Raw genomic sequence first — 21143 nt, 5'->3', positions numbered from 1 at the left:
CGTCTTGGGAGGGGGCGTTACACGCTCCTAGCGAGACGAGAACCGTGAATACGCAGGCAAATTGAACTAAATGTGATCGGGAGAAATACTGCACAGCCGGGCCTTGCGGGTCAAAGGGTCCGTCGCAGGCTAGCGGCTTTTCGCAGCAATGCCTAGATGATAGGCCCATAGGGATGTGAATAATGCCATCGCCTTGCATGAGCCGTGAAAAGGGGCTGGCGAAGCCGCGGGCTGCTGTTTACATATGTCGAAATTCTAAATTCGAAGGGGCATTCAGATGGCCAAGATCACTTATGTAGAACACAATGGCACCGAACATGTCGTCGATGTGGCCAATGGCCTGACCGTCATGGAAGGGGCCCGTGACAATAACATCCCCGGGATCGAGGCCGACTGCGGCGGTGCCTGCGCCTGCTCCACCTGCCACGTCTATGTGGATCCCGACTGGGTCGAAAAAGTGCCCGCCAAGGACGACATGGAAGAAGATATGCTCGACTTCGCGTTCGAGCCCGATCCCGCCACGTCCCGTCTGACCTGCCAGATCAAGGTCACAGATGCGCTGGACGGCCTGCGCGTGAAAATGCCCGAAAAGCAAATCTGATGCGACGGCTAGCGCGACATATGTCGTCGCGCCTTTTGCCGATCGTTGCGGCATGCGTGATCAATGCGCTGCCCGCTTCTGCCCAAGGCATCGCCCGCGCCAGCTTTGGTGATCCGACCACACGCTATGATCACGGCGTATTGGGCGATGCGGTCGAATGGGGCAGCCTGACGCTGGGGTTGGCTGACGGCACCAGCCGCCGCATAATCTTGCCCCAAGCCCTTGTATTCGAAGACACATCGCCTCGGATTGCGGATCTGGATGGTGATGGCCGACCCGAAGTGATCGCGGTTGAAAGCCATCAGTCCAAAGGTGCGCGGCTTGCGGTCTATGGCGCGTCCGGGCGCATCGCGCAGACGCCATTTATCGGGCGGAAAAACCGCTGGCTTGCCCCGATTGGTGCTGCGGACTTCACCGGCAATGGGCGGCTCGAGATCGCGATCGTCGTCACCCCGCATCTGTCCGGTTCGGTGCAGCTGCTCGCTTACGATAACAGCGGCCTCACCGTCATTGCTACGGCAGAGGGGTTCACCAATCACCGCATCGGTGATCCGGAAATCGCGGGGGGTATCCGCACATGCGGCCCACACCCCGAAATTGATCCTTGCGCAGATGCCGTGGCAGCGCAGTGCGCCATCGCAAATGGTGGCCCTTCAGCTTGACGGTAAAACACTAAGCCCGCGAAGCTTCGACGTGCCCTTCACCGCCAGCAATACCGCCGCCGCCCAAGCGTGTACGCTCAGTCCAAACTAAGCACAGACCTGCTTCCAAATGGTTAAAATCCTGGGGGTCCGGGGGCGAGCCCCCGGTTCATCGCGTCAGACCAGCAGGCCGCGCCCTCAGGACAGCGCACGCCAGCCGATATCGCGGCGGTAGAACCCGCCCGGCCAGTCAATCGCCTCGACCATCTCATAGGCGCGTGCCTGTGCCTCGGCCAGGGTGTCGCCGCGCGCCGTGACGTTCAGAACCCGCCCGCCGATGGCCGTTATCGCCCCGTCTTTCTTGGCGGTGCCCGCATGGAACACCATGTTGCGGCTGTCTTCGGGGAGGGCATTCAACCCTTTGATAACGCTGCCCTTGTCATAGCTTCCGGGGTAGCCTTGCGCGGCCATAACGATGGTGACAGCGTGATCGTCGGCCCAGTTCACGCGGGCCTCGTTCAGGCGCCCTTCGGCGGCGGCATGCATCAGGTCAAAAGCCTGCGCGCCAAGACGCATCATCAGGACCTGACACTCAGGGTCGCCAAAGCGGGCGTTGTATTCGACCAAACGGGGGGCACCGTCCTTGATCATCAAACCGGCATAAAGCACCCCTTGGTAAGGCGTGCCGCGCTTGGCCATTTCGGCCATCGTCGGGCGGATGATTTCTGCCAACGCACGTTCGGCGATCTCGTCGGTCAGCACCGGCGCGGGCGAATAGGCCCCCATGCCGCCGGTGTTGGGGCCGGTATCGCCGTCGCCGACGCGTTTGTGGTCTTGGGCTGTGCCGATCGGCAGCACGGTGTCGCCGTCACACAAAACAAAGAAGGACGCTTCTTCGCCGTCCATAAACTCCTCGATTACCACCTCTGCGCCCGCGTCGCCGAAGGTGCCGTCGAACATCGTATCGACGGCGGCCAGCGCCTGGGTATCGGTTTCGGCGATGATCACGCCTTTGCCCGCTGCAAGGCCGTCGGCCTTGATCACGATCGGGGCAGGGTGGTCGGCCAGATAGGCCCGCGCAGCCTCTGCGTCGGTGAAATGCCCATAGGCGGCAGTGGGGGCGTTTGCGGCGTCGCAGATCTCTTTCGTAAAGGCTTTGGAGGCTTCCAGCGCCGCGGCCGCTTTTGACGGGCCAAACACCAATACGCCGGCAGCGCGCAAATCATCGCCAACGCCTGCGGCAAGGGGGGCTTCTGGCCCGATGATGACGAAATCGATGTTGTTTTCGTCGACAAAACCGACCACCGCCGCCCCGTCGTTGATGTCGAAACTAGCGCAATCCGCGATGGCGGCGATTCCGGCATTGCCCGGTGCCACGATCAGCTTGTCGCATTTAGGATTTTGCAATACGGCCCAGGCCAGGCTGTGTTCACGCCCGCCGCTGCCCAGAATGAGGATGTTCATGGTTGCACTCCCTTGGCCTTGGTTGCTGCGCGTTCTAAGCTGGGACTGAGCCCGACACAAGATAAACAGGAAAAGACACCGCTGATGGATCTGATCGACGACCCGCGCGAGGGGCAGAACAGCCCCGAATTCACCGTGACCGAGCTTTCGGGCGCGATCAAACGGGTGATCGAGGGCGAATTCGGCCATGTGCGGATTCGCGGCGAGGTGGGGCGTGTCAGCCGGCCACGGTCGGGGCATATCTATCTGGACCTCAAGGACGACAGTTCGGTTATTTCCGGTGTGATCTGGAAAGGGGTGTCAGCACGGCTTGAAACCCAACCCGAAGAGGGGATGGAGGTGATTGCCACCGGGCGCATCACCACCTTTGGCGGGCAATCGAAATACCAGATCGTGATCGAGGATATCAAACCCGCGGGCATGGGCGCGCTGATGGCGTTGCTGGAAAAACGCAAGGCAGTGCTGGCGGCCGAGGGGCTGTTCGCCCCTGAACGCAAACGCCCGCTGCCCTACCTGCCAGAGGTGATCGGCGTCGTGACTTCGCCCTCGGGGGCGGTGATCCGCGATATCCTGCATCGTCTGCGCGACCGGTTTCCGCGCAAGGTGCTGATCTGGCCCGTCGCCGTGCAGGGGGCGAAATGCGCACCAGAAGTCGCGCGCGCCATTGCGGGCTTCAACGCGCTGACCCCCGGCGGGGCCTTGCCGCGGCCTGATCTGTTGATTGTGGCGCGGGGCGGCGGTTCGGTCGAGGATCTATGGGGGTTCAACGAAGAGATCGTCGCTCGGGCAGCCGCAGCATCCGAGATTCCGCTGATTTCGGCGGTGGGGCATGAAACCGATACCACGCTGATCGACTATGTCTCTGACAAGCGCGCGCCCACGCCGACGGCGGCAGCCGAGCTTGCGGTGCCTGTGCGCCATGAACTCGTAGCCCTGCTTGATGGGCAGGAGGCACGGATGACCCAAGCGCTCAGCCAGGGCCTTGCGCGCCGTGACCAGCGGTTGCGCGACATGGCGCGCGCTTTGCCTCGGCCCGACAGCCTGCTTGATGGTCCGCGCCAGCGGCTTGATATGCGCGGCGCCCGTCTGGGTCCGGCGCTGACCGCGGGTGTGCAAAAACGCAAGGTGCATCTCTCTGACATCTCTGGCGCGTTGCGCCCTGCCACCCTGCGCCGCAGCCTTCAGGCAGAGCAACGCAGGCTGGCCGCCTTGGCCGATCGCTTCCGCCCCGACGCGTTAGTGCAGGACCGCAAGCGGAAAGAGGAAGCCTTTCAATCGCTTGCGCGGCGCCTTTCAGATGCCGGGCAACGGCAGACCCAAGGCTGGCACAAACAGATTGCAGGTCTTGATCGTCTGCATGAGATGCTGAGCTATAAATCGACGCTGGCACGGGGCTACGCCGTGGTGCGCGGCGACGGGGGCGTGGTGACAACCAAGCAGGCGGCGCTGGATGCCTCGGCGCTCGAGATTGAATTTATCGACGGCAAGATGAAGATCAGCGGCGGGGCGGCCCCTAAAAAGACCCCTAAGAAAGCGCCCGAACAAGGCAGTCTCTTCTAGGTCTTAGACCCCTACCTTCGGGCCGAGGCAGGTGAAATCCTGACCGCTGTTTTGCGCCTCGTAAAGCTCGGTGGTCGTCGGGTCGTTTTCGAACTGCGCGATCAACCCGGCCGCCCCTTCACGAAAGCGCCAACACTGGGGTGTCGGGTTCTCGTCATAGGTAAAGCAAATCTTGCCCGCATCTTCGTACCAGCTGCCTGACTTGCATTCACCGTCCAGAAAGGACCATTCGACGCGCCGGTCGCTCAGATACCGCTCCGCACCGTAGGTCTCTCCGTTTTGGGCGTAGAATAGGGTTTTGCCCCGTGTATAGGCGTCAAATTCTGCCGCGGACATCATGGATTGCGCGGCCAGAGGGGAGGCCTGTGTCAGGGCGAGGATCAGGGCAAGCTGTTTCATAGCCGCAGCGTGCCAGAAACCCGAGGCGTGATCTAGTCTTGATCGCGAACCGGCTGCCAACGCGCAACACGGCGGTCCATCACCCGGTGCCACAGTGGTGGGACCAGCGCCAGCACTGCCATCACCGGCAGGGACCGCGGCAGCATCGGCATGGTGCCCGGTGTCAGCTCCAGCGCCGGAAAGGCGCGCGAGGGGTGCATGTGATGGTCCGAATGGCGCGGCGCATTCAGCATCATCGCCGAGGAATACCACGCAGGCGCATTCCAACTATGCTGCGGGCCCACGGGCTCGGGCTTGCCATTTTCGGATGTTTTGCGGCGCAGGCCATAGTGTTGCACATAGTCGGACAGCAACAGCTGTATTTGCGCATAGGCCGCCAGCGCCAGCATCGCAACGACCCCGCGCGCTCCGGCCACTGCAAAGCTGGCGGCGAGGCTGATCAACGCACCGGTGACATAGGTGATATATGGGTGCGACAAGAGGTGCCGTTTCCCACGCCGCTGCCGCGTATCAGCGCGCAGCCCGGCCATAAACTCGCCTTTTAGGGCGCGTAGGGCATAGGTATAGAAGCCTTCGCCCAATCTGGCCGAATTCGGATCATGCTCCGTTGCGACGTAGATGTGATGCACGCGCAGGTGAGCCGACACGTGATGCCCGTGCAAAAGGCTGCAATAAATCGCGGTGCCGATCCGTCGGGGCCATTTCAATGCGGCATGGATCAGCTCATGCGCGTTGGAATTCGAGATCTGGCCAAGAAACAAACCAAGCCCGATATAAATCAACAGCTTGTCGGTCACGTTCAACGTGTCGCTTGCGCCTAGCGCCCAGACCCCAAGGGGTAAAAGCGCGAAATGCACAACGGCTAGCGTCAGGCTTAGAACGCGACCCGAAGTGTTTCGCACTGGCAGCCGGCGAGATAGCCTATCAAGGAAAAACACGACCACAGTGATCGACAGCAGCGCGATCACGGGCCAGGGGCCGCCGCGCAGACAGGCGAGAAACAGAAATATCGCTGGGGTCAGGCTGGCGATGCTGTACCAGAACATAGGGCGGCTCCGCTGGGGATGCGTGTTTCTTATACGCGAAATGGCGCGCGAAAAAGGGCCTAGGTCGCCGCAGCTACCGCGTAAACTGCTTCGGATTGGTCGCTTTTACTCTGCGCAAGCTGATGCGGCTTTGATAGCGTGATGCACAAGCGATAAGAGAGGGCAGCCCGATGGCGTTGGATAATCATGATACCCCAGATGCAAACGCACCGCGCAAAGGTGTGTGGAAATCCGGCAAGGGTAAGGGGCGCAGCCATACCAAGGGTCGCCAGCTGCAAGAGGACGCGTGGGATGACGTGCGCGCCCTATTGGCGGATAAACCGCGACGCGCCGATCTGCTGATTGAGCATTTGCATCTTATTCAAGATAAATTCGGGCATCTTTCTGCGGCGCACCTGCGCGCTTTGGCTGAAGAAATGCGCATGAGCATGGCCGAAGTTTACGAAGTCGCAACGTTCTATGCCCATTTTAACGTGGTGAAAGAGGGGGAAACACCACCGCCCGCGCTGACCATACGGATTTGCGATTCTCTGTCCTGCGAATTGGCCGGTGCGCAGGCGTTGAAAACCGCACTGGAAGATGGGTTGGACGCGTCAGAGGTGCGTGTCGTGCGTGCGCCTTGTATGGGGCGTTGTGATACGGCACCGGCGCTTGAGATCGGGCATAACTTTGTCGACCACGCAACCTTGGAACAGGTGAAGCAGGTCATCGCGGCAGGCGATACCCATGTGCATATGCCCGACTATGAAGCGTTCGACGCCTATGTCGCTGGCGGGGGGTATGAGGCGCTCAAGAAACTGCGCCGTGACGGCGATTGGGAGGACGTGCAGCAAAACCTGCTCGACGCTGGTTTGCGCGGTCTTGGCGGCGCTGGTTTCCCGTCGGGCAAGAAATGGGGGTTCGTGCGGGATAATGCGGGCCCGCGCTATATGGCGGTCAACGGCGATGAGGGGGAGCCCGGCACCTTCAAGGATCGCTGGTACCTGGAACGCGTACCACATCTTTTCCTGGAGGGGATGCTGATCGCCGCATGGGCCGTAGAGGCAGAGAAAGTGTTCCTCTACATGCGGGACGAATACCCGCAGGTGCTCGCGCTCCTTCGGACAGAGATTGCGGCGCTCGAGGCTGCAGGCATTGTTCCCGCAGGATACATTGATCTGCGGCGCGGTGCGGGGGCTTATATCTGCGGTGAAGAATCCGCGATGATTGAAAGCATCGAGGGTAAGCGTGGGTTGCCACGGCACCGTCCCCCCTATGTGGCGCAGGTGGGTATCTTTGGTCGGCCCACCTTGGTGCATAACGTTGAAACCCTGCATTGGGTGGCGCGCATCTGCCGCGAAGGGCCCGAGGTGCTGAACAGCACGGAAAAGAACGGGCGTAAGGGCCTGCGCAGCTATTCGGTATCAGGGCGCGTTGCCAAACCCGGGATGTATGAACTGCCTGCGGGATCCACGATCACCGATGTCATCGAGGCTGCGGGTGGCATGGCCAACGGGCACCGGTTCAAAGCCTATCAACCGGGTGGGCCATCCTCGGGGCTGCTGCCCGCCGCGATGGATGATATACCGCTGGACTTTGATACATTGCAGCCGCACGGGTCTTTCATCGGCTCTGCAGCTGTGGTGGTGCTGTCGGACCAAGACAGCGCCAAGGCCGCAGCGTTGAATATGCTGCGTTTTTTTGAGGATGAAAGCTGCGGGCAATGCACCCCCTGTCGCGTGGGCTGCGAAAAAGCCGTCAAGCTGATGCAGGCGGACCGCTGGGATAAACCACTGCTGGAAGAACTATCGACCGCTATGGTCGATGCCTCTATCTGCGGGTTGGGGCAGGCAGCGCCGAACCCGATCCGCCTGGTGATCAAACACTTCGCGGACGAGGTTTAGAACGGGATAGACGTCTCTTCAAAGTGGGAATTAGTTCTGCACGACCAAGCAGGTGCACCCGGTCGCGCGCATCCTGTCGCACAGGCGCTGGGCGTCGGTGCGGGTGTTGCTGCCGTATTGCCCAAAGTAGAATCCCTTGCGGCGCGACACGCGGTTTTTCTTGAACAGGAAATCCAGACGCCGCCCTTTTACCGCGCTGCGACAGCTTGCTGTCTGGGCATTGGCTTTATCCCGCGCGCGGTCCTTGCTGGTCCCGAAGGATACCTGAACCCCCCAGGGTTTGATCACCGGGGCAGGGGGTGTCACCTTTAGGGCGGTCACCCGGCGATTGCGCGCCATCTCGTAGCAGGCGGGCAGGAAAGCTTGCGTTTTTGATAGCCGGAAATCGGGCGTCTTGGGCGGGGCATCGCGCCATTGTTCGGCGTCCAGACCTGTGATGATGGGGACATAGGCGACCGTCTCGGGGGCGAGCCCTTTGCCGATCAGAAACCCCTCTGCACGTCGTTCGCCGCCATTGTAGCCGATCGCAGCCAGTCCTTCGTTCCCGTATTTCTGCGTCATTTCAGCCAGATACTGGGCAGAGTGTTCCAGTGCGTCAGCAGGATTATACGGGTCTTTCAGCCCGCGCAGCGCTGCAGTGGAGGGGATAAACTGCGCAATGCCGCGCGCATTGGCATGGCTCAAGGCGTTTTGGTCAAACCGGCTTTCTTGCCAGATGAGCCGCGCGAAAAACCCGCTATCCAGCCCGTGCCGCTCGGAAAAGACCTTGATCGCGTTGCACGTGTCATACACGAAATGCGCAGGGCGGATGCAGTGGGCATGGCCCCATTTGGTGCTGGAACAGTAGCGCCGGTCCGGCTCGGCCTGCGCCGCCCCTGCCATCAGTATCACCCAGAGCACCCATAAAAACCGCATGCAGACTTGGTGCGCGACGGGCCCCTTGCTGTCAATTGCTCTTGTCGCCCTTCCATCCCGCCGGTCGAGCCTATAGATCATAGAAAACGCCTGACAATTCGGAGAGCGCGCTTGGCCTTTTTTCAAAAGCTGAAATCCAAAATGTTCAAATCCTCGTCCAAGATCGACGAGGGGCTTGAGGCGATTGTCGAAGATGGCGGGGCGACGGATACCCCTGAAACGGTGGATGAGGTTCCTGTCGATCAGGTGATGGATGCGCCGCAGGCCGCGGCCCAAGCATTGCCCGAAGCGGTGGATGATGAACCCGCACCGATGCCAGCGGATGAAGAGGATACGCCCGCGCCCGTGCCGCTGCGCGAGACGATGACCCCCGTGGCTCCCGATCTGGCACCCGCAACCCCTGAGCCTGCACCTGCCAAACCCGGTCTGATGGGCCGCTTGATGGGACGCAGCGCCGCGGCACCTGTTGTGCGGCGCGTGCTGGATGACGAGATGCTCGAACAGCTCGAAGAGCTGCTGATCTCGACCGATATGGGCGTGGATACGGCCCTGCGCGTCACCGCGAATATGGCCGAGGGGCGCTTTGGCAAGCGTCTGTCTGTGGACGAGATCAAGCGCCTCATGGCGACAGAGGTCGCGCGGATCATGGACCCGATTGCCAAGCCCTTGCCGATCTATGCCAAGACACCGCAGGTGGTGCTTGTGGTGGGGGTAAACGGGTCGGGCAAGACGACCACAATCGGCAAGCTGGCCAGCCAGTTTAAAGCCGCGGGTAAGAACGTCGTGATCGCCGCCGGTGACACATTTCGCGCCGCCGCCGTCGAACAATTGCAGGTCTGGGGCGACCGTGCCGACGTGCCGGTATTGACCGCAGGGCAGGGGTCGGACCCGGCGAGCCTTGCGTTTGACGCGATGACACAGGCGGAGCGTGACGGCGCTGACCTGCTGCTGATTGACACGGCCGGACGGTTGCAGAACCGCGGCGACCTGATGGAAGAACTGGCCAAGATCGTGCGGGTCATTCGCAAGAAAGACCCAAGCGCGCCGCATAACACACTGTTGGTGCTGGATGCGACGACAGGGCAGAATGCGCTCAACCAAGTGAAGGTTTTTCAGGAAATTTCAGATGTTTCCGGTCTGGTCATGACCAAGCTGGATGGCACGGCCAAGGGCGGTGTGCTGGTGGCGCTTGCGGATAAGTTCGGGCTGCCGATCCATGCCATCGGCGTGGGCGAGCAGATCGACGATCTGCAGCCCTTTGACCCGCAGGAGTTTGCGGATGCCTTGATGGGGCTGGACCCGCAGTGACGCAGCATAAAGGTTCGGCGACATGACCGAATGGATCAGCCAGATTGAAGGCACCGCAGCGGGGCACCAAGCGGCGCTTTGGCTTGCGCTGGCCGCGGCTTTTCTGCACGCCGTTTTTGGCGCGCTTCAGAAAGGGCGCCATGATCCGTGGTTGACCCGCGGGGCGATCGACTTTTCCTATTGCCTGATGGCAGCCCCCTTTGCACTGTTTGTCGTGCCGTGGCCCGAGCCCCATATGTGGGTCATTTTTGCCGGGGCTTGGGCGATCCATATTGTGTACAAGCTGTTACAGGCCTGGGCCTACACCAAGGGGGCCTATACGGTCGTCTACCCTGTGGTGCGCGGCACGGGGCCCTTGTTCACCGTGATCGGTGCCTACCTCATTTTTGGAGAGAGCTTTTCGGGCGTGCAATGGTTGGGCGTTGCGGTGCTGGTGGCCGGCATCTTCGGGCTGGCGCTGTATAACTTTGTCTACCTCGTGTCCGAACGCGATACGCTGAACGCGGCCCTCGGGCTGGCGGTGCTGACGGGGCTTTTCGTGGCGCTTTATACCACGTTCGACGCCTATGGGATCCGCGCGACGGAGAACCCGTTTACCTTTCTGGCGTGGTTTTTCATGATCGACGGGCTGGTCATGCCCGTGATTGCCGCGCGCCGCTGGCTGCGGATGGAGGATCGCCCCGACCTTGGCCCGTTGATGACCCGCGGCGTGGCGGGTGGTTTTGTCGCCTTTTTCAGCTTTGGCTCGATCATGCTGGCGACCCGACTGGACAAAGTGGGCGAGGCCGCCGTGCTGCGTGAAACCTCGACCGTGTTTGCGGCGCTGATCGGATGGTTGGTGCTGAAAGAAACCGTAGGCCCGCGCCGTATTGCCCTGATGGCGCTGATCGCGCTTGGCGCGGTGATCGTCGAAATGGGCGGATAACTGGAGAGCAAGATGAGCACGACACGCGAGATAAACCCTTTCGTCAAATCGGCGCTGGAATACGGGCCGGTGCTGATATTCTTTGTCGCCTATCTGCGCTTCAAGGACGAGACCTTCACCCTGTGGGGCACTGACTACAGCGGCTTTATCGTGGTGACGGCGGCCTTTGTGCCGCTGTTGATCCTGTCGACGGGCGCGCTGTGGGCGCTGACGGGCAAGATCAGCCGCATGCAGGTTGCCACAGTCATTCTGGTAACGCTGTTCGGGGGCCTGTCGGTTTGGCTGAATGACGAGAGGTTCTTTAAAATGAAGCCGACCGCCATCTACCTTTTGTTTGCAGTGCTGCTGGCGATCGGTCTGGCGCGGGGGCAATCCTATCTCAAGTTCGTGATGGAAGAGATGATGCCTCTGAATGACGCCGGCTGGATGATCCTGACCAAACGGCTGATGCTGTGCTTTTTCGGTCTGGCGCTCGCGAACGAGCTGATCTGGCGCTTTGCCAGCACCGAGACTTGGGTGTATTTCAAGACATTCGGGCTGACGGCGGCGGTGTTTGTGTTTTTCATGACGCAAGGGCGGCTGTTCCAGACCTATGGTTTGGAAAAAGACGAAAGCTAGGACGGGGGCCAGCCCCCGCTGCCCCGTATGGGGCAGCACCCCCGGGATTTACGGCCATTTGGAAGGCGGCTTGCTGTTATAGTTGACGCGAGCGGGCGAGGGGCGTAGCAGATGACACGTGGCGATTTGATACCGGATTGCGGGCCACGGGCAGAGAAACCTGCCAAATTCCGCTAAAAGGTCAGGATGAAAGCCCCCTTTCGCTTGACCGCGTCTGGGGTTTTTTTACGCCCGCTGCACGGCGGGACAGGAAGGATGAGAGAATGAGCGTTGATTGGAAACCGCGGACCAAGGCTGTTCACAGTGGCACCCGCCGCAGCCAGTATAACGAAGTGTCCGAGGCCGTGTTCCTGACACAGGGTTTTGTCTATGACAGCGCCGAACAGGCCGAGGCGCGGTTCCAGTCGCTGGGGGATGACGAGTTTATCTATGCCCGCTACGGCAACCCCACGGTGCGCATGTTCGAGGACCGGATCTCGGGGCTTTTGGGGTATGAGGATTGTTTCGCCTGTACCTCTGGTATGGCGGCGGTCAGCGGCGCGCTGACATCGCTGCTGAAAGCAGGCGATCATGTGGTCGCCGCGCGCGCGCTTTTCGGGTCGTGCCTGTATGTGCTGGAGGATATCCTGGCGCGTTTCGGGGTCGAGGTGACCTTGATCGACGGCACGGATAACGCGGCCTGGGATGCTGCCATTCGCCCTGACACGACCATGGTCTTCTTCGAGAGCATTTCGAACCCCACCCTGGAAGTCGTTGACATGCGCCATGTGGTGAAAGCGGCCCATGCCGTCGGCGCGCTGGTGCTAGCGGATGACGCGATGGCGACGCCGGTATTTTCCTATGCCAAGGAATGTGGTGCGGATATCGCCATTATCTCGACCACGAAACATGTGGACGGGCAGGGGCGTATGCTGGGGGGCGCGATTTGCGGCCCCAAAGAGCTGATCCGCGGACCCGTCGAAGCCTATATGAAACACACCGGCGGCGCGATGAACCCGTTTACCGCCTGGACCCACCTCAAGGCGCTTGAAACCATCGACCTGCGTGTCCGTGCCCAAGCGGATGCCGCCTATAAGATCGCAGATGCGCTGAACGGGCACCCCAAGCTGAGCGCTGTGCGCTATCCCACACACACCAGCCATCCGCAGCACGCGCTCGCCACGTCTCATGCGCCGTCGGCGGGGACTGTCTTGGCGGTAGAGGTCAAGGGCGGCAAGGACGCGTGTTTTGCATTCCTTAATGCGCTCGAGATTATCACCATCTCGAACAACTTTGCCGATGCGAAATCCATCGCGACCCATCCGGCGACCACCACGCACCAGCGTTTGCCGGATGACCAGAAAGCCACGCTGGGGATCAGCCCCGGCCTTGTGCGCTTGTCTGCGGGGCTTGAAGACGTGGATGATCTGATTGCCGACATCCGTCAGGCGCTGGACACATTGAAGTGATCACTTGGGGGCTTTGCCTGCTTGGCTGGACGGAGCATTGGTAAAGCCCCCGATATCGCCTATATAGGGGGCAACTTGCGAAAGGGCCTTGCTATGAATATCGCCGCGACAGTGATACCAGACCGTGATGACGCGGTTGCGGCACTTGATACGTTGCGGGCCTGGGCGCGCAAGGCCAGCGCCGCCGAGATGGAGACGCTGGACCCGTCGCTGGCCCGTCTGCTGCAAAGCGCCGAAAGCTACCCGCAGTTCAGCCGCGATTACCCCAGTGATTTTGCTGTGGGAGATAACTACAAGGCCACGCTGCCCGATCTGCAAAACGGCCCGTCGAGCCTGATCCGTGGTGCGAAACAGCAGATCCAGCATGTGGGGATATCGAACTTTCGGTTGCCCATGCGGTTTCACACCCGCGAGGGCAGCGATCTGACGCTCGAGACATCGGTCACCGGATCGGTCAGCCTTGAGGCGGATAAAAAGGGCATCAACATGTCCCGCATCATGCGCAGTTTCTATAAACATGCGGATGAGGTGTTCAGCTTCGAGGTGATGGAAGCTGCGCTGGATGATTATAAGTCCGACCTCGAAAGCTATGATGCCCGCATCCAGATGCGGTTTTCCTTTCCGGTACGGATCGATAGCCTGCGGTCGGGCCTGTCGGGCTACCAGTATTACGACATCGCGCTTGAGCTGGTCGAGGCCGCAGGCGCGCGCAAGAAGATCATCCACCTTGATTACGTCTATTCCTCTACCTGTCCCTGTTCGCTGGAGCTGTCCGAACATGCCCGTGCGACACGGGGGCAGCTCGCCACGCCGCATTCGCAACGCTCTGTCGCGCGGATCTCGGTCGAGGTGAACTGCGAGGAAAGCTGCCTGTGGTTCGAAGACCTGATCGACGCGGCGCGCCGTGCGGTGCCAACAGAGACGCAGGTGATGGTCAAACGCGAGGACGAACAGGCGTTTGCCGAGCTGAACGCCGCTAACCCGATCTTTGTCGAAGACGCGGCGCGGTTGTTCTGCGAGCAGTTGCAAGCCGAACCGCGGGTGGGTGATTTTCGCGTTGTGGCCAGCCACCAAGAAAGCCTGCACAGTCATGATGCGATCTCTGTTCTGACGCAGGGCGATACCTTTGCGGCTCAAAGCATCGATCCCAGACTGTTCAGCACGCTGTTTCACGTCGGCTGATGTTCGCACGGTTTTAGGGCAGTTACTCTGACATGTTTTCATTCTGCGCATTTATTGCGCGGAGGTTTGTGGTGCTTGCTTGAAACATGCACAAAGCCATGCTGCGATGCGGCATCTTCGGGATGCTGCTATGCAGAAACGTCGGTTCTCATTGCGGATTGCTTCGTTATATTAAGAGGCAGAACAAGGTAACCGGCAGAAATGCCAAGATAAATCGAGAGTTTATTATGGCTTACAACAGCACAATTTCGCAAAGCAACGTCCCCACCATCAAAGCCCCCTTCGCCGTCATCGGCGGGTTTTTTGCTGCCATCTGGAACGGTTTGATCGCAGCGGGTGCGAATTCGGGCCGGATGCGTCAGGTGACATTCCTGCAATCCAAGACCGACGAAGAGCTGGCCGCGATGGGTATCAAGCGTGATGACATCGTGCACCATGTTTTCCGCGACACATATTACGTCTGATCGGTTTACAGGTTGAGTATTGACGGCCCGGGTGTGTCTTGCCCGGGCCGTTTTGCGTTTTACCGCAGGGCGTGTCCTTGACACCGGCGCGCCGCCGCGCCAACGCTGCGCAGATGTTGGATTTGCGCCCAGTTGGATATGTCATCGGCCTGTTGGTGTCGGTGCTTGGCATCGCGATGATTGTGCCAATGTTGGTCGATATTGCCGAAGGGCGCGGCCATTGGCCCGTCTTCGTCGAGGCCGGGCTGATCACCATGCTGGGGGGCAGCATGATCGCGCTGGCCTGTGCCAACGGGGTCAGGGAAGGGCTGACGATCCAGCAGACCTTTTTGTTGACGACGGCCGTGTGGCTGATGCTGCCGCTCTTCGGCGCGCTGCCGTTCATGCTGGGCGCGACAGAGGCGCGTTTCGTCGATGCGGTGTTCGAGGCCATGTCGGGCATGACCACCACCGGATCTACGGTGTTTTCCGGGCTTGATGATCTACCCAAGGGGCTGTTGTTGTGGCGCGCGATCCTGCAGTGGCTGGGCGGCATCGGTATCATTGTTGTGGCGATGGTGTTCCTGCCCGAACTGCGCGTCGGTGGTATGCAGATCTTCAAGTCGGAAGCCTTTGATACCTTTGGTAAAATCCTCCCGCGGGCCGGGCAGATCGCCAGCCAGATCTCGGTCATTTATGTCTGGCTGACCTTCGCCTGCGCGCTGACCTATCTGACCTTGGGGATGAACGTCTTTGACGCGACGGTCCACGCGCTGACCACCGTGTCTACGGGCGGGTTTTCAAATTATGACGCCTCTTTCGGTACCTTTAGCGGCAATGCGGAATATGCAGCGTCGATCTTCATGGTGCTCGCGGCGCTGCCTTTCGTGCGCTACGTGCAGCTGCTGAACGGCAACCCTTTGGCCCTGCATCGTGATCCGCAGGTAAAGGGTTTCTTGCTGACGATTGCGGTGCTGGTGGGGCTGATCTTTATCTCTATTCAGTCGGTCTTTCCGCATCATTGGGAGCAATCCCTGCGCGAGGCGCTGTTCAATATCACTTCAATCATTTCGGGCACGGGCTTTGCCTCGGTCGATTATATGACCTGGGGGCCGTTTCCCGTGGCGCTGTTTTTCTTTACGGGGCTGATTGGCGGCTGCGCGGGGTCCACCGCCTGTTCGATCAAGATCTTCCGCTATCAGCTGTTGTTCGCATCCATCCGTGCGCAGTTGCAGCGAATCCGGTCACCCCACGGCATCTTTACCCCGCGCTATGACGGTCGCCCGATCAGCGGCGATGTCATGATCTCGGTCATGTCGTTTTTCATGTTCTTCACGCTGACACTAGGGCTGGTGGCCGTGGCGCTCAGCATGACAGGGCTGGATTTCGTGACCTCGATCTCGGGGGCGGGGGCGGCCTTGGGGAACATCGGGCCGGGTTTGGGCAAGATCATCGGGCCGGCAGGTAATTTCAGCACCCTTAACGACACAGCAAAATGGATCCTGACCGCCGCGATGCTGGTCGGGCGACTGGAGCTTATGGCGGTATACGTCATTCTGACATTCAAATTCTGGAGAGCATAATGAGCGCAGTACAAACCCGTCCTTTGGGGGCACAGATTTCTCATATGCTCAAGTCTCGCGGGGTAGAGGTGATCTTTGGCATCCCCGGCGTGCATAACCAAGAGATGTACCGCGGGATCGAGGAAGCAGGGCTGACCCATGTGCTGGCGCGGCACGAACAGGGGGCGGGCTTTATGGCAGATGGCTATGCCCGGGCCACAGGCAAGCCGGGGGTCGCCTATGTGATCACCGGTCCGGGGCTGTGCAATGTGATGACGCCAATGGGGCAGGCCTACAGCGATTCCGTGCCGGTGCTGGTGTTGTCCTCCTGTCTGGATGAAACGGCGGCGCGGAAGGGGCAGCTGCACCAGATGAACGATCAGCGCGCGGCGGCGGAAACCGTGTGCGATTGGTCCGAAATGGCGCTGACGGCACCGGCGGCCTACCAGTTGATTGACCGTGCACTGGCCGAATTTGCCACCAGCCGCCCGCGGTCCAAGCATATTTCTGTTCCCATTCACCTGCTAGAGGCGGAGGCCGCCCCCGCGCACGCCCTTGCCGTCAGCGCGACCTTGCCGGCGGTGCCTTCTGCGCAGATCGACCTTCTGGCGGAAAAGCTGGCCGCAGCGCAAAAGCCGCTGTTCATCTTTGGCGGCGGTGCCGTTGGCGTTCAAAACGTTGACGCCCTGCTGGCCCGCTGGCAGGCGGCGAGCCTGACGACCTATGCCGGACGCGGCATCGTCTCGCCCGGAGCGCCGCTGCATTTCGGGGCCTATCTCGCGCGGGAAAGCAGCGTGGATGTGATCGCGCAGGCGGATCTTGTGATCTCCGTCGGGACCGAGCTGGCAGAGGTGGACCTCTGGCGCGATCATCTGGGCCATTCAGGCGAGCTGGTGCGCGTTGATATTGATCCGTCGGTTCTGGCGGACCCGCAAGCGGCACCCTTTGCCATCCTTGGTGATGCGGTACAGGTAATGGCCGCGCTTGACGCTGCCTTGCCGGACGAACGCACAGCAGCGGGTTGGAATGCGGCCGAGGTGGCAGGCTGGCGCAAACGCTGGCGGTCAGAAGTGGATATGGAGCGTCCGGGCATCCTTGCCGTGGTGGAGGCGGTGAAGGCTGCGACGCCCGAAGGCGCGATGATCTACTCGGACATGACCCAATTCGCCTATGCCGCAACCGAGGTCTGGGAGATGGACCGCCCCGGGTATTGGCATCATCCCTACGGGTTCGGCACGCTTGGCTACGCAACACCTGCTGCGATTGGTGGGGCCATTGGCCGCCCCGGGCTGCCGACCATGGCGATCATCGGGGATTATGGCTTTCAGTACACGGTGCAGGAACTGGGGGCTGCGGTAGAGCTGGGGCTGCCCCTGCCGATCATCCTGTGGGACAATGGCAAACTGGGCGAAATCGAAGACAGCATGACCCGCGCGCAGATCGCGCCAAATGCGGTCATCGCTCATAATCCCGATTTTTGCAAACTGGCCGAAGCCTATGGAGCCTATGCCGCGGCACCGAAATCGCTGGAGGAATTGCCAGAGGTCCTGGCGCAAGCCTTCAAGGCCGACCGCCCGACGTTGATCTATCTGACGCCCCAGACCGCAGTCTGATCAAGGGCGCGGCCCGAGGCGGTTCAAACGACTAACCCCGATCCCCCGTTAAACGGGGGATCGGGGTTTTATTTATTCCCAACAGCTGACCAGTACGGTCATGCCCTTGGCTTTTTCACGCAGGTCCTGCGGCTTGATCGTGGTGCTGCTGGCCGTGGTATCAACGGTGACACCGGCCTTTTGCGCAAGCTCTGCGATGACCTTGGATTCAACCGCAAAGGCGACATCTTCGGGCAATTCGCGTGCGCCATTGGCACGGGGCAGCAACATGCCCAAGACCCGCCCGTCACGATCCAGAATCGGGCCACCCGCGTCACCGCTGCGGGCTTCTAGCGCGAGGCGGGCGATGTTCTCTTCGCCTTGCAGCCCACGCACATCGGCGAGCGTGCCATAGGTCACCGTCGCCGATCCGAGCACGCCTTCATAGGGGAAGCCCGCAACCGCGATTTCGGATTGCAAACGGGGGGGCACGGTGTTGAACGCCGCCACATCCAATGGCGAAAGTGCTGCGCGGGGTTTCAGCAGGCTGATCCCGCTGGCCGCATCATCAACAACCACATCAAGCTCTGTCTCGTCGTCCAGCGTCAGACGACCACAGCTTTGCACCGCCTCGGATGTGGTCGCGACAGTACCGCGCCCGTCAATGAAGAAGCCCGAGCGCGAGATTTTCGGCGACCGGATTTGCAAACCCGACACCAGATCGACAGCCTGACGGTCGCCACCCCCCGCTGCGGCATCCAGCGTACCGGGCAGGCGGGTAAAGGATTTTGTCATCTCGGCAATCACGCGGCGGCGGCGGTCTTCGTCCCCGGCGGGCCAGATGAGGGTGAAGCCCTTGATCTCGCCACTCTGCAGCGACACCTGCGTCTGGCTGACGATGCGGCCGTTCTCGCCGATCAGCTCGAAACTGTCGGACTTCCGCTCGCGCGGGCCTTCTTCGGGGACGATTTCAAGAGTCTGCATGATGTCATATAGACCGAAAAGCGTATCCTGATCGCCCGCCTGACTGATCAGCAGAACCCGCGCGTCGATGTCGCCGGTGCCATTGTAATGAGCGAAGGGGGGCTCGAACCGGTCAAACCCCACGATCTTGGTCGGCATCACCATCTCGATCCCCGCGTCGGCGTTGCGCACGACCTGCAGGCCCAGACCTTCGAGCACGGCGTTATATTGTTTCAGAAGGGCGGCGCGTTGCAGCGTTGTCAGCACGCCGGTGGCGTCATAGCCGTTGGCCCCTTGCCAATCGGCCATAGACCCCCGCGTACCCCGCCCGAAGGCACCGTCGATAGAGGCATTGTAAAACCCCGCCCACTTCAGCGCGACCTGCAGCTGTTCGCGCGCCTCGCGGTCAAGCTCCCGTTCGCTGGCGCGCGCTTCGGCCAGGGTTTCGTCACGTGGTGGTTCGGGCAGCACGGGCACTTGCGTGGTTTCTGCCTCTGCGGTGGCGGTGTTCTCTTGCTCCAGCGCTGCGCTGGCGGGGGGCAGGGTGGTTTGCGTAATCTCGTCGTCGGTCTGCGCCTCGGTCGGGGTTGCGGGATCAACCGGTGCGATCAGCGGAATGTTCAGGACGTTCGCGCCCACGGGCCAGAACTGCTGCTGGAACCGTTCAGAAAGCTGGATAAAGCTGTCGCGCGGAATCACCCCGTCGCGGCGGTAGCGGCGCAACAGCAGCTCTGCGTCATCACGGCGATAGGGGCCGACCGCGATTCCATACCAGCTGCCGCCCAAGGCAAAGCCGTTCACATCCTCAAGATTGGCGCTATAGGCACGTGCGCGATCGGTCGCCGCGGCCAGATTGGGCTGGGCTTCGACCTGTATCCAAACCACATCATCGGCAGACTGTGCAAAGGCAAACGGGGCAATAAACAAGGCGGCGATCAGGGCCGCAAACAGTCGCGTCATAGGTATGGGTGCTCTCAAGGATTTAAACTTGCAATAGATAAGCAGGAACCTATGCAAAATACCATGCTTGAGACAGCGCAAATCATCACAAAGCTGCCAATTGACCCTACCGCAACAGCACCTTAGGAAAGGCGCGCAGCAGCAAAGGCAAAATCTTATGTCCGACCCGGTCCAGCGCCCCCGTTCATTTCAGGAAATCATCCTCGCCCTACAGTCCTATTGGGCACGTCAGGGCTGTGCGGTCCTGCAGCCCTACGACATGGAAGTCGGTGCGGGTACGTTCCACCCGGCCACGACCCTGCGCGCGCTTGGCACCAACCCTTGGGCCGCCGCCTATGTGCAGCCCTCGCGCCGCCCGACCGACGGGCGCTATGGGGAAAACCCCAACCGTTTGCAGCATTACTACCAGTTTCAGGCACTGATCAAACCCAGCCCGCCCAACCTGCAAGAGCTCTACCTCGGATCGCTTGAGGCGATCGGGATCGATATGGCGCTGCATGACATCCGCTTTGTCGAGGATGATTGGGAAAGCCCCACTTTGGGCGCATGGGGACTGGGCTGGGAAGTCTGGTGTGACGGCATGGAAGTGTCGCAGTTCACCTATTTCCAGCAGGTCGGCGGCCATGATTGCCACCCTGTATCGGGAGAGCTGACCTACGGGCTCGAGCGTTTGGCGATGTATGTTCTGGGCGTCGATCACGTGATGGACATGCCCTTTAACAGCCCCGACGCGCCGATCCCGCTGACCTATGGTGACGTATTCAAACAGACCGAGGAAGAATACGCCCGCTGGAACTTTGATGTCGCCAATACCGACGTGCTGCTGGACCACTTTGTCGAGGCCGAGAACGAGTGCAAGGCGATCCTTGCGCAAGATGCCGTGGACCCCAAGACCGGCAAGCGCATCGTGATGGCGCACCCCGCCTATGACCAATGCATCAAGGCGAGCCACATCTTCAACCTTCTGGACGCCCGCGGTGTCATCTCGGTGACAGAGCGTCAGGCCTATATCGGGCGGGTGCGCACCCTTGCCAAAGCCTGCGCTGACGCCTTTGTTCAGACACGGGCCGGCGGTTGGTCGGAAAACGCGGCATGAACGGTAAAATTGTAGGAGGCGTCATCTTGGTTGCAGCAGCCATTGCGGGTCTCGCGCTTTATTATCTACAGGTCTACGGCTATTATCACGAGGCACCGGCACCGGATGAGGGCGTCTCGCTGGTGTCGATCTCCAGCAATGCGTCCGAGCCGATCCTGACCGACAATTTCCGCGCCATCGACGCCGACAGCTCGCCCATTCGCTACCGCGCATGTTTCGACACCTCGCTTAGCCTCGCCCTGCTGTCCGAAACCTATGTCGTCAGCGACGAGGTCACGCCGCGCAATGCACCGGGCTGGTTCGACTGTTTCGACGCCAAGGCCATCGCAGAAGAGATCGAGGCAGGCACGGCGCTGACCTTTCTGGGGCAGAAGAACGTGCATTTCGGCGTTGACCGTATCGTTGCGATCACTTCGGACGGGCGCGGCTATGTCTGGCACGAGCTGAACGATTGTGGCGACAAAGCCTATGATGGCACCGTGGTGGGCGAAGCTTGCCCGGAACGCCCCGCCGACTGATCCGACCCGGATCGACCGG

19 protein-coding genes are annotated in these 21143 nt (G+C 60.8%); 14 read left to right on the top strand and 5 right to left on the bottom strand.

Going from position 1 to position 21143, the window contains the following annotated elements; genetic code table 11:
- Nucleotides 1-277: 277 nt before the first annotated feature.
- Together C1J04_RS12010 and C1J04_RS12005 are read left to right on the top strand one after the other, a co-directional pair.
- Nucleotides 278-601, top strand: coding sequence for a 2Fe-2S iron-sulfur cluster-binding protein (locus C1J04_RS12010; RefSeq protein WP_005854231.1), 324 nt, complete (start codon nt 278-280; stop codon nt 599-601).
- A 20-nt stretch (nt 602-621) separates the two neighbouring features.
- Nucleotides 622-1263 carry an FG-GAP repeat domain-containing protein gene (locus tag C1J04_RS12005; RefSeq protein WP_009824978.1) on the top strand — a complete coding sequence of 214 codons (642 nt, stop codon included), beginning with the start codon at nt 622-624 and terminating at the stop codon, nt 1261-1263.
- A 177-nt stretch (nt 1264-1440) separates the two neighbouring features.
- Here C1J04_RS12005 and purD read toward each other — a convergent pair whose 3' ends face one another.
- On the bottom strand, nt 1441-2706 hold the full coding sequence (purD, locus tag C1J04_RS12000) for a phosphoribosylamine--glycine ligase (protein WP_009824977.1): 1266 nt from the start codon (nt 2704-2706) through the stop codon (nt 1441-1443).
- 84 nt (nt 2707-2790) lie between these two features.
- On the opposite strand from purD, the gene xseA reads away from it, so the two are divergent.
- Nucleotides 2791-4266, top strand: coding sequence for an exodeoxyribonuclease VII large subunit (gene xseA, locus C1J04_RS11995; RefSeq protein ID WP_037953793.1), 1476 nt, complete (start codon nt 2791-2793; stop codon nt 4264-4266).
- Between the two features lie 3 nt (nt 4267-4269).
- On the opposite strand, the gene C1J04_RS11990 is transcribed toward xseA, so the two are convergent.
- Complete coding sequence (locus tag C1J04_RS11990; protein WP_009824975.1) at nt 4270-4665, bottom strand: hypothetical protein; 396 nt, start codon at nt 4663-4665, stop codon at nt 4270-4272.
- A gap of 32 nt (nt 4666-4697) precedes the next feature.
- Nucleotides 4698-5711: an alkane 1-monooxygenase gene (locus C1J04_RS11985; RefSeq protein ID WP_009824974.1), complete on the bottom strand. Its 1014-nt coding sequence runs from the start codon at nt 5709-5711 to the stop codon at nt 4698-4700.
- Between the two features lie 170 nt (nt 5712-5881).
- On the opposite strand from C1J04_RS11985, the gene C1J04_RS11980 reads away from it, so the two are divergent.
- Nucleotides 5882-7594, top strand: coding sequence for an NAD(P)H-dependent oxidoreductase subunit E (locus C1J04_RS11980; protein WP_009824973.1), 1713 nt, complete (start codon nt 5882-5884; stop codon nt 7592-7594).
- Nucleotides 7595-7624: 30 nt separating this feature from the next.
- Here the strand turns inward: C1J04_RS11980 and C1J04_RS11975 are convergent, their stop codons facing one another.
- Entirely contained in the window at nt 7625-8509 is an 885-nt protein-coding gene (locus C1J04_RS11975; protein ID WP_037953790.1) for a lytic transglycosylase domain-containing protein, read from the bottom strand.
- Nucleotides 8510-8620: 111 nt separating this feature from the next.
- On the opposite strand from C1J04_RS11975, the gene ftsY reads away from it, so the two are divergent.
- The 8 genes from ftsY (at nt 8621) to C1J04_RS11935 (ending at nt 17608) form a co-directional block, all read left to right on the top strand.
- Nucleotides 8621-9817 (top strand): signal recognition particle-docking protein FtsY, encoded by a 1197-nt coding sequence (gene ftsY, locus C1J04_RS11970; RefSeq protein ID WP_037953788.1) that lies wholly within the window; start codon nt 8621-8623, stop codon nt 9815-9817.
- Between the two features lie 22 nt (nt 9818-9839).
- Nucleotides 9840-10742 (top strand): DMT family transporter, encoded by a 903-nt coding sequence (locus tag C1J04_RS11965; protein ID WP_009824970.1) that lies wholly within the window; start codon nt 9840-9842, stop codon nt 10740-10742.
- 12 nt (nt 10743-10754) lie between these two features.
- Complete coding sequence (locus tag C1J04_RS11960) at nt 10755-11360, top strand: inner membrane-spanning protein YciB (protein ID WP_005854205.1); 606 nt, start codon at nt 10755-10757, stop codon at nt 11358-11360.
- A 263-nt stretch (nt 11361-11623) separates the two neighbouring features.
- A complete protein-coding gene (locus C1J04_RS11955) occupies nt 11624-12808 on the top strand; it encodes an aminotransferase class V-fold PLP-dependent enzyme (RefSeq protein ID WP_009824969.1) in 1185 nt (394 codons plus the stop codon).
- Between the two features lie 93 nt (nt 12809-12901).
- The gene (gene folE2 / locus C1J04_RS11950; RefSeq protein WP_009824968.1) at nt 12902-13990 is read left to right on the top strand and encodes a GTP cyclohydrolase FolE2; all 1089 of its coding nucleotides are present in this window, start codon (nt 12902-12904) and stop codon (nt 13988-13990) included.
- A gap of 227 nt (nt 13991-14217) precedes the next feature.
- Nucleotides 14218-14454, top strand: a complete 237-nt coding sequence (locus C1J04_RS11945; RefSeq protein ID WP_005854202.1) for a hypothetical protein — start codon at nt 14218-14220, stop codon at nt 14452-14454.
- Nucleotides 14455-14567: 113 nt separating this feature from the next.
- The gene (locus C1J04_RS11940) at nt 14568-16016 is read left to right on the top strand and encodes a TrkH family potassium uptake protein (RefSeq protein ID WP_037945061.1); all 1449 of its coding nucleotides are present in this window, start codon (nt 14568-14570) and stop codon (nt 16014-16016) included.
- 44 nt (nt 16017-16060) lie between these two features.
- Nucleotides 16061-17608 (top strand): 5-guanidino-2-oxopentanoate decarboxylase, encoded by a 1548-nt coding sequence (locus C1J04_RS11935; protein WP_009824966.1) that lies wholly within the window; start codon nt 16061-16063, stop codon nt 17606-17608.
- Nucleotides 17609-17680: 72 nt separating this feature from the next.
- Here C1J04_RS11935 and C1J04_RS11930 read toward each other — a convergent pair whose 3' ends face one another.
- A complete protein-coding gene (locus C1J04_RS11930; RefSeq protein ID WP_009824965.1) occupies nt 17681-19510 on the bottom strand; it encodes a serine protease in 1830 nt (609 codons plus the stop codon).
- 157 nt (nt 19511-19667) lie between these two features.
- On the opposite strand from C1J04_RS11930, the gene C1J04_RS11925 reads away from it, so the two are divergent.
- Together C1J04_RS11925 and C1J04_RS11920 are read left to right on the top strand one after the other, a co-directional pair.
- Nucleotides 19668-20606 carry a glycine--tRNA ligase subunit alpha gene (locus tag C1J04_RS11925; protein ID WP_005854198.1) on the top strand — a complete coding sequence of 313 codons (939 nt, stop codon included), beginning with the start codon at nt 19668-19670 and terminating at the stop codon, nt 20604-20606.
- On the top strand, nt 20603-21124 hold the full coding sequence (locus C1J04_RS11920; protein ID WP_009824964.1) for a DUF6446 family protein: 522 nt from the start codon (nt 20603-20605) through the stop codon (nt 21122-21124). The genes C1J04_RS11925 and C1J04_RS11920 overlap by 4 nt, the downstream gene beginning before the upstream one ends.
- The last annotated feature ends 19 nt before the right edge of the window (nt 21125-21143 follow it).

It is taken from the genome of Sulfitobacter sp. SK025 (assembly GCF_003352105.1).
Classification (GTDB): domain Bacteria; phylum Pseudomonadota; class Alphaproteobacteria; order Rhodobacterales; family Rhodobacteraceae; genus Sulfitobacter; species Sulfitobacter pontiacus.
The sequence above is the reverse complement of the archived record's forward strand: the minus strand, read 5'-3'. Positions and strand labels throughout refer to the sequence as shown.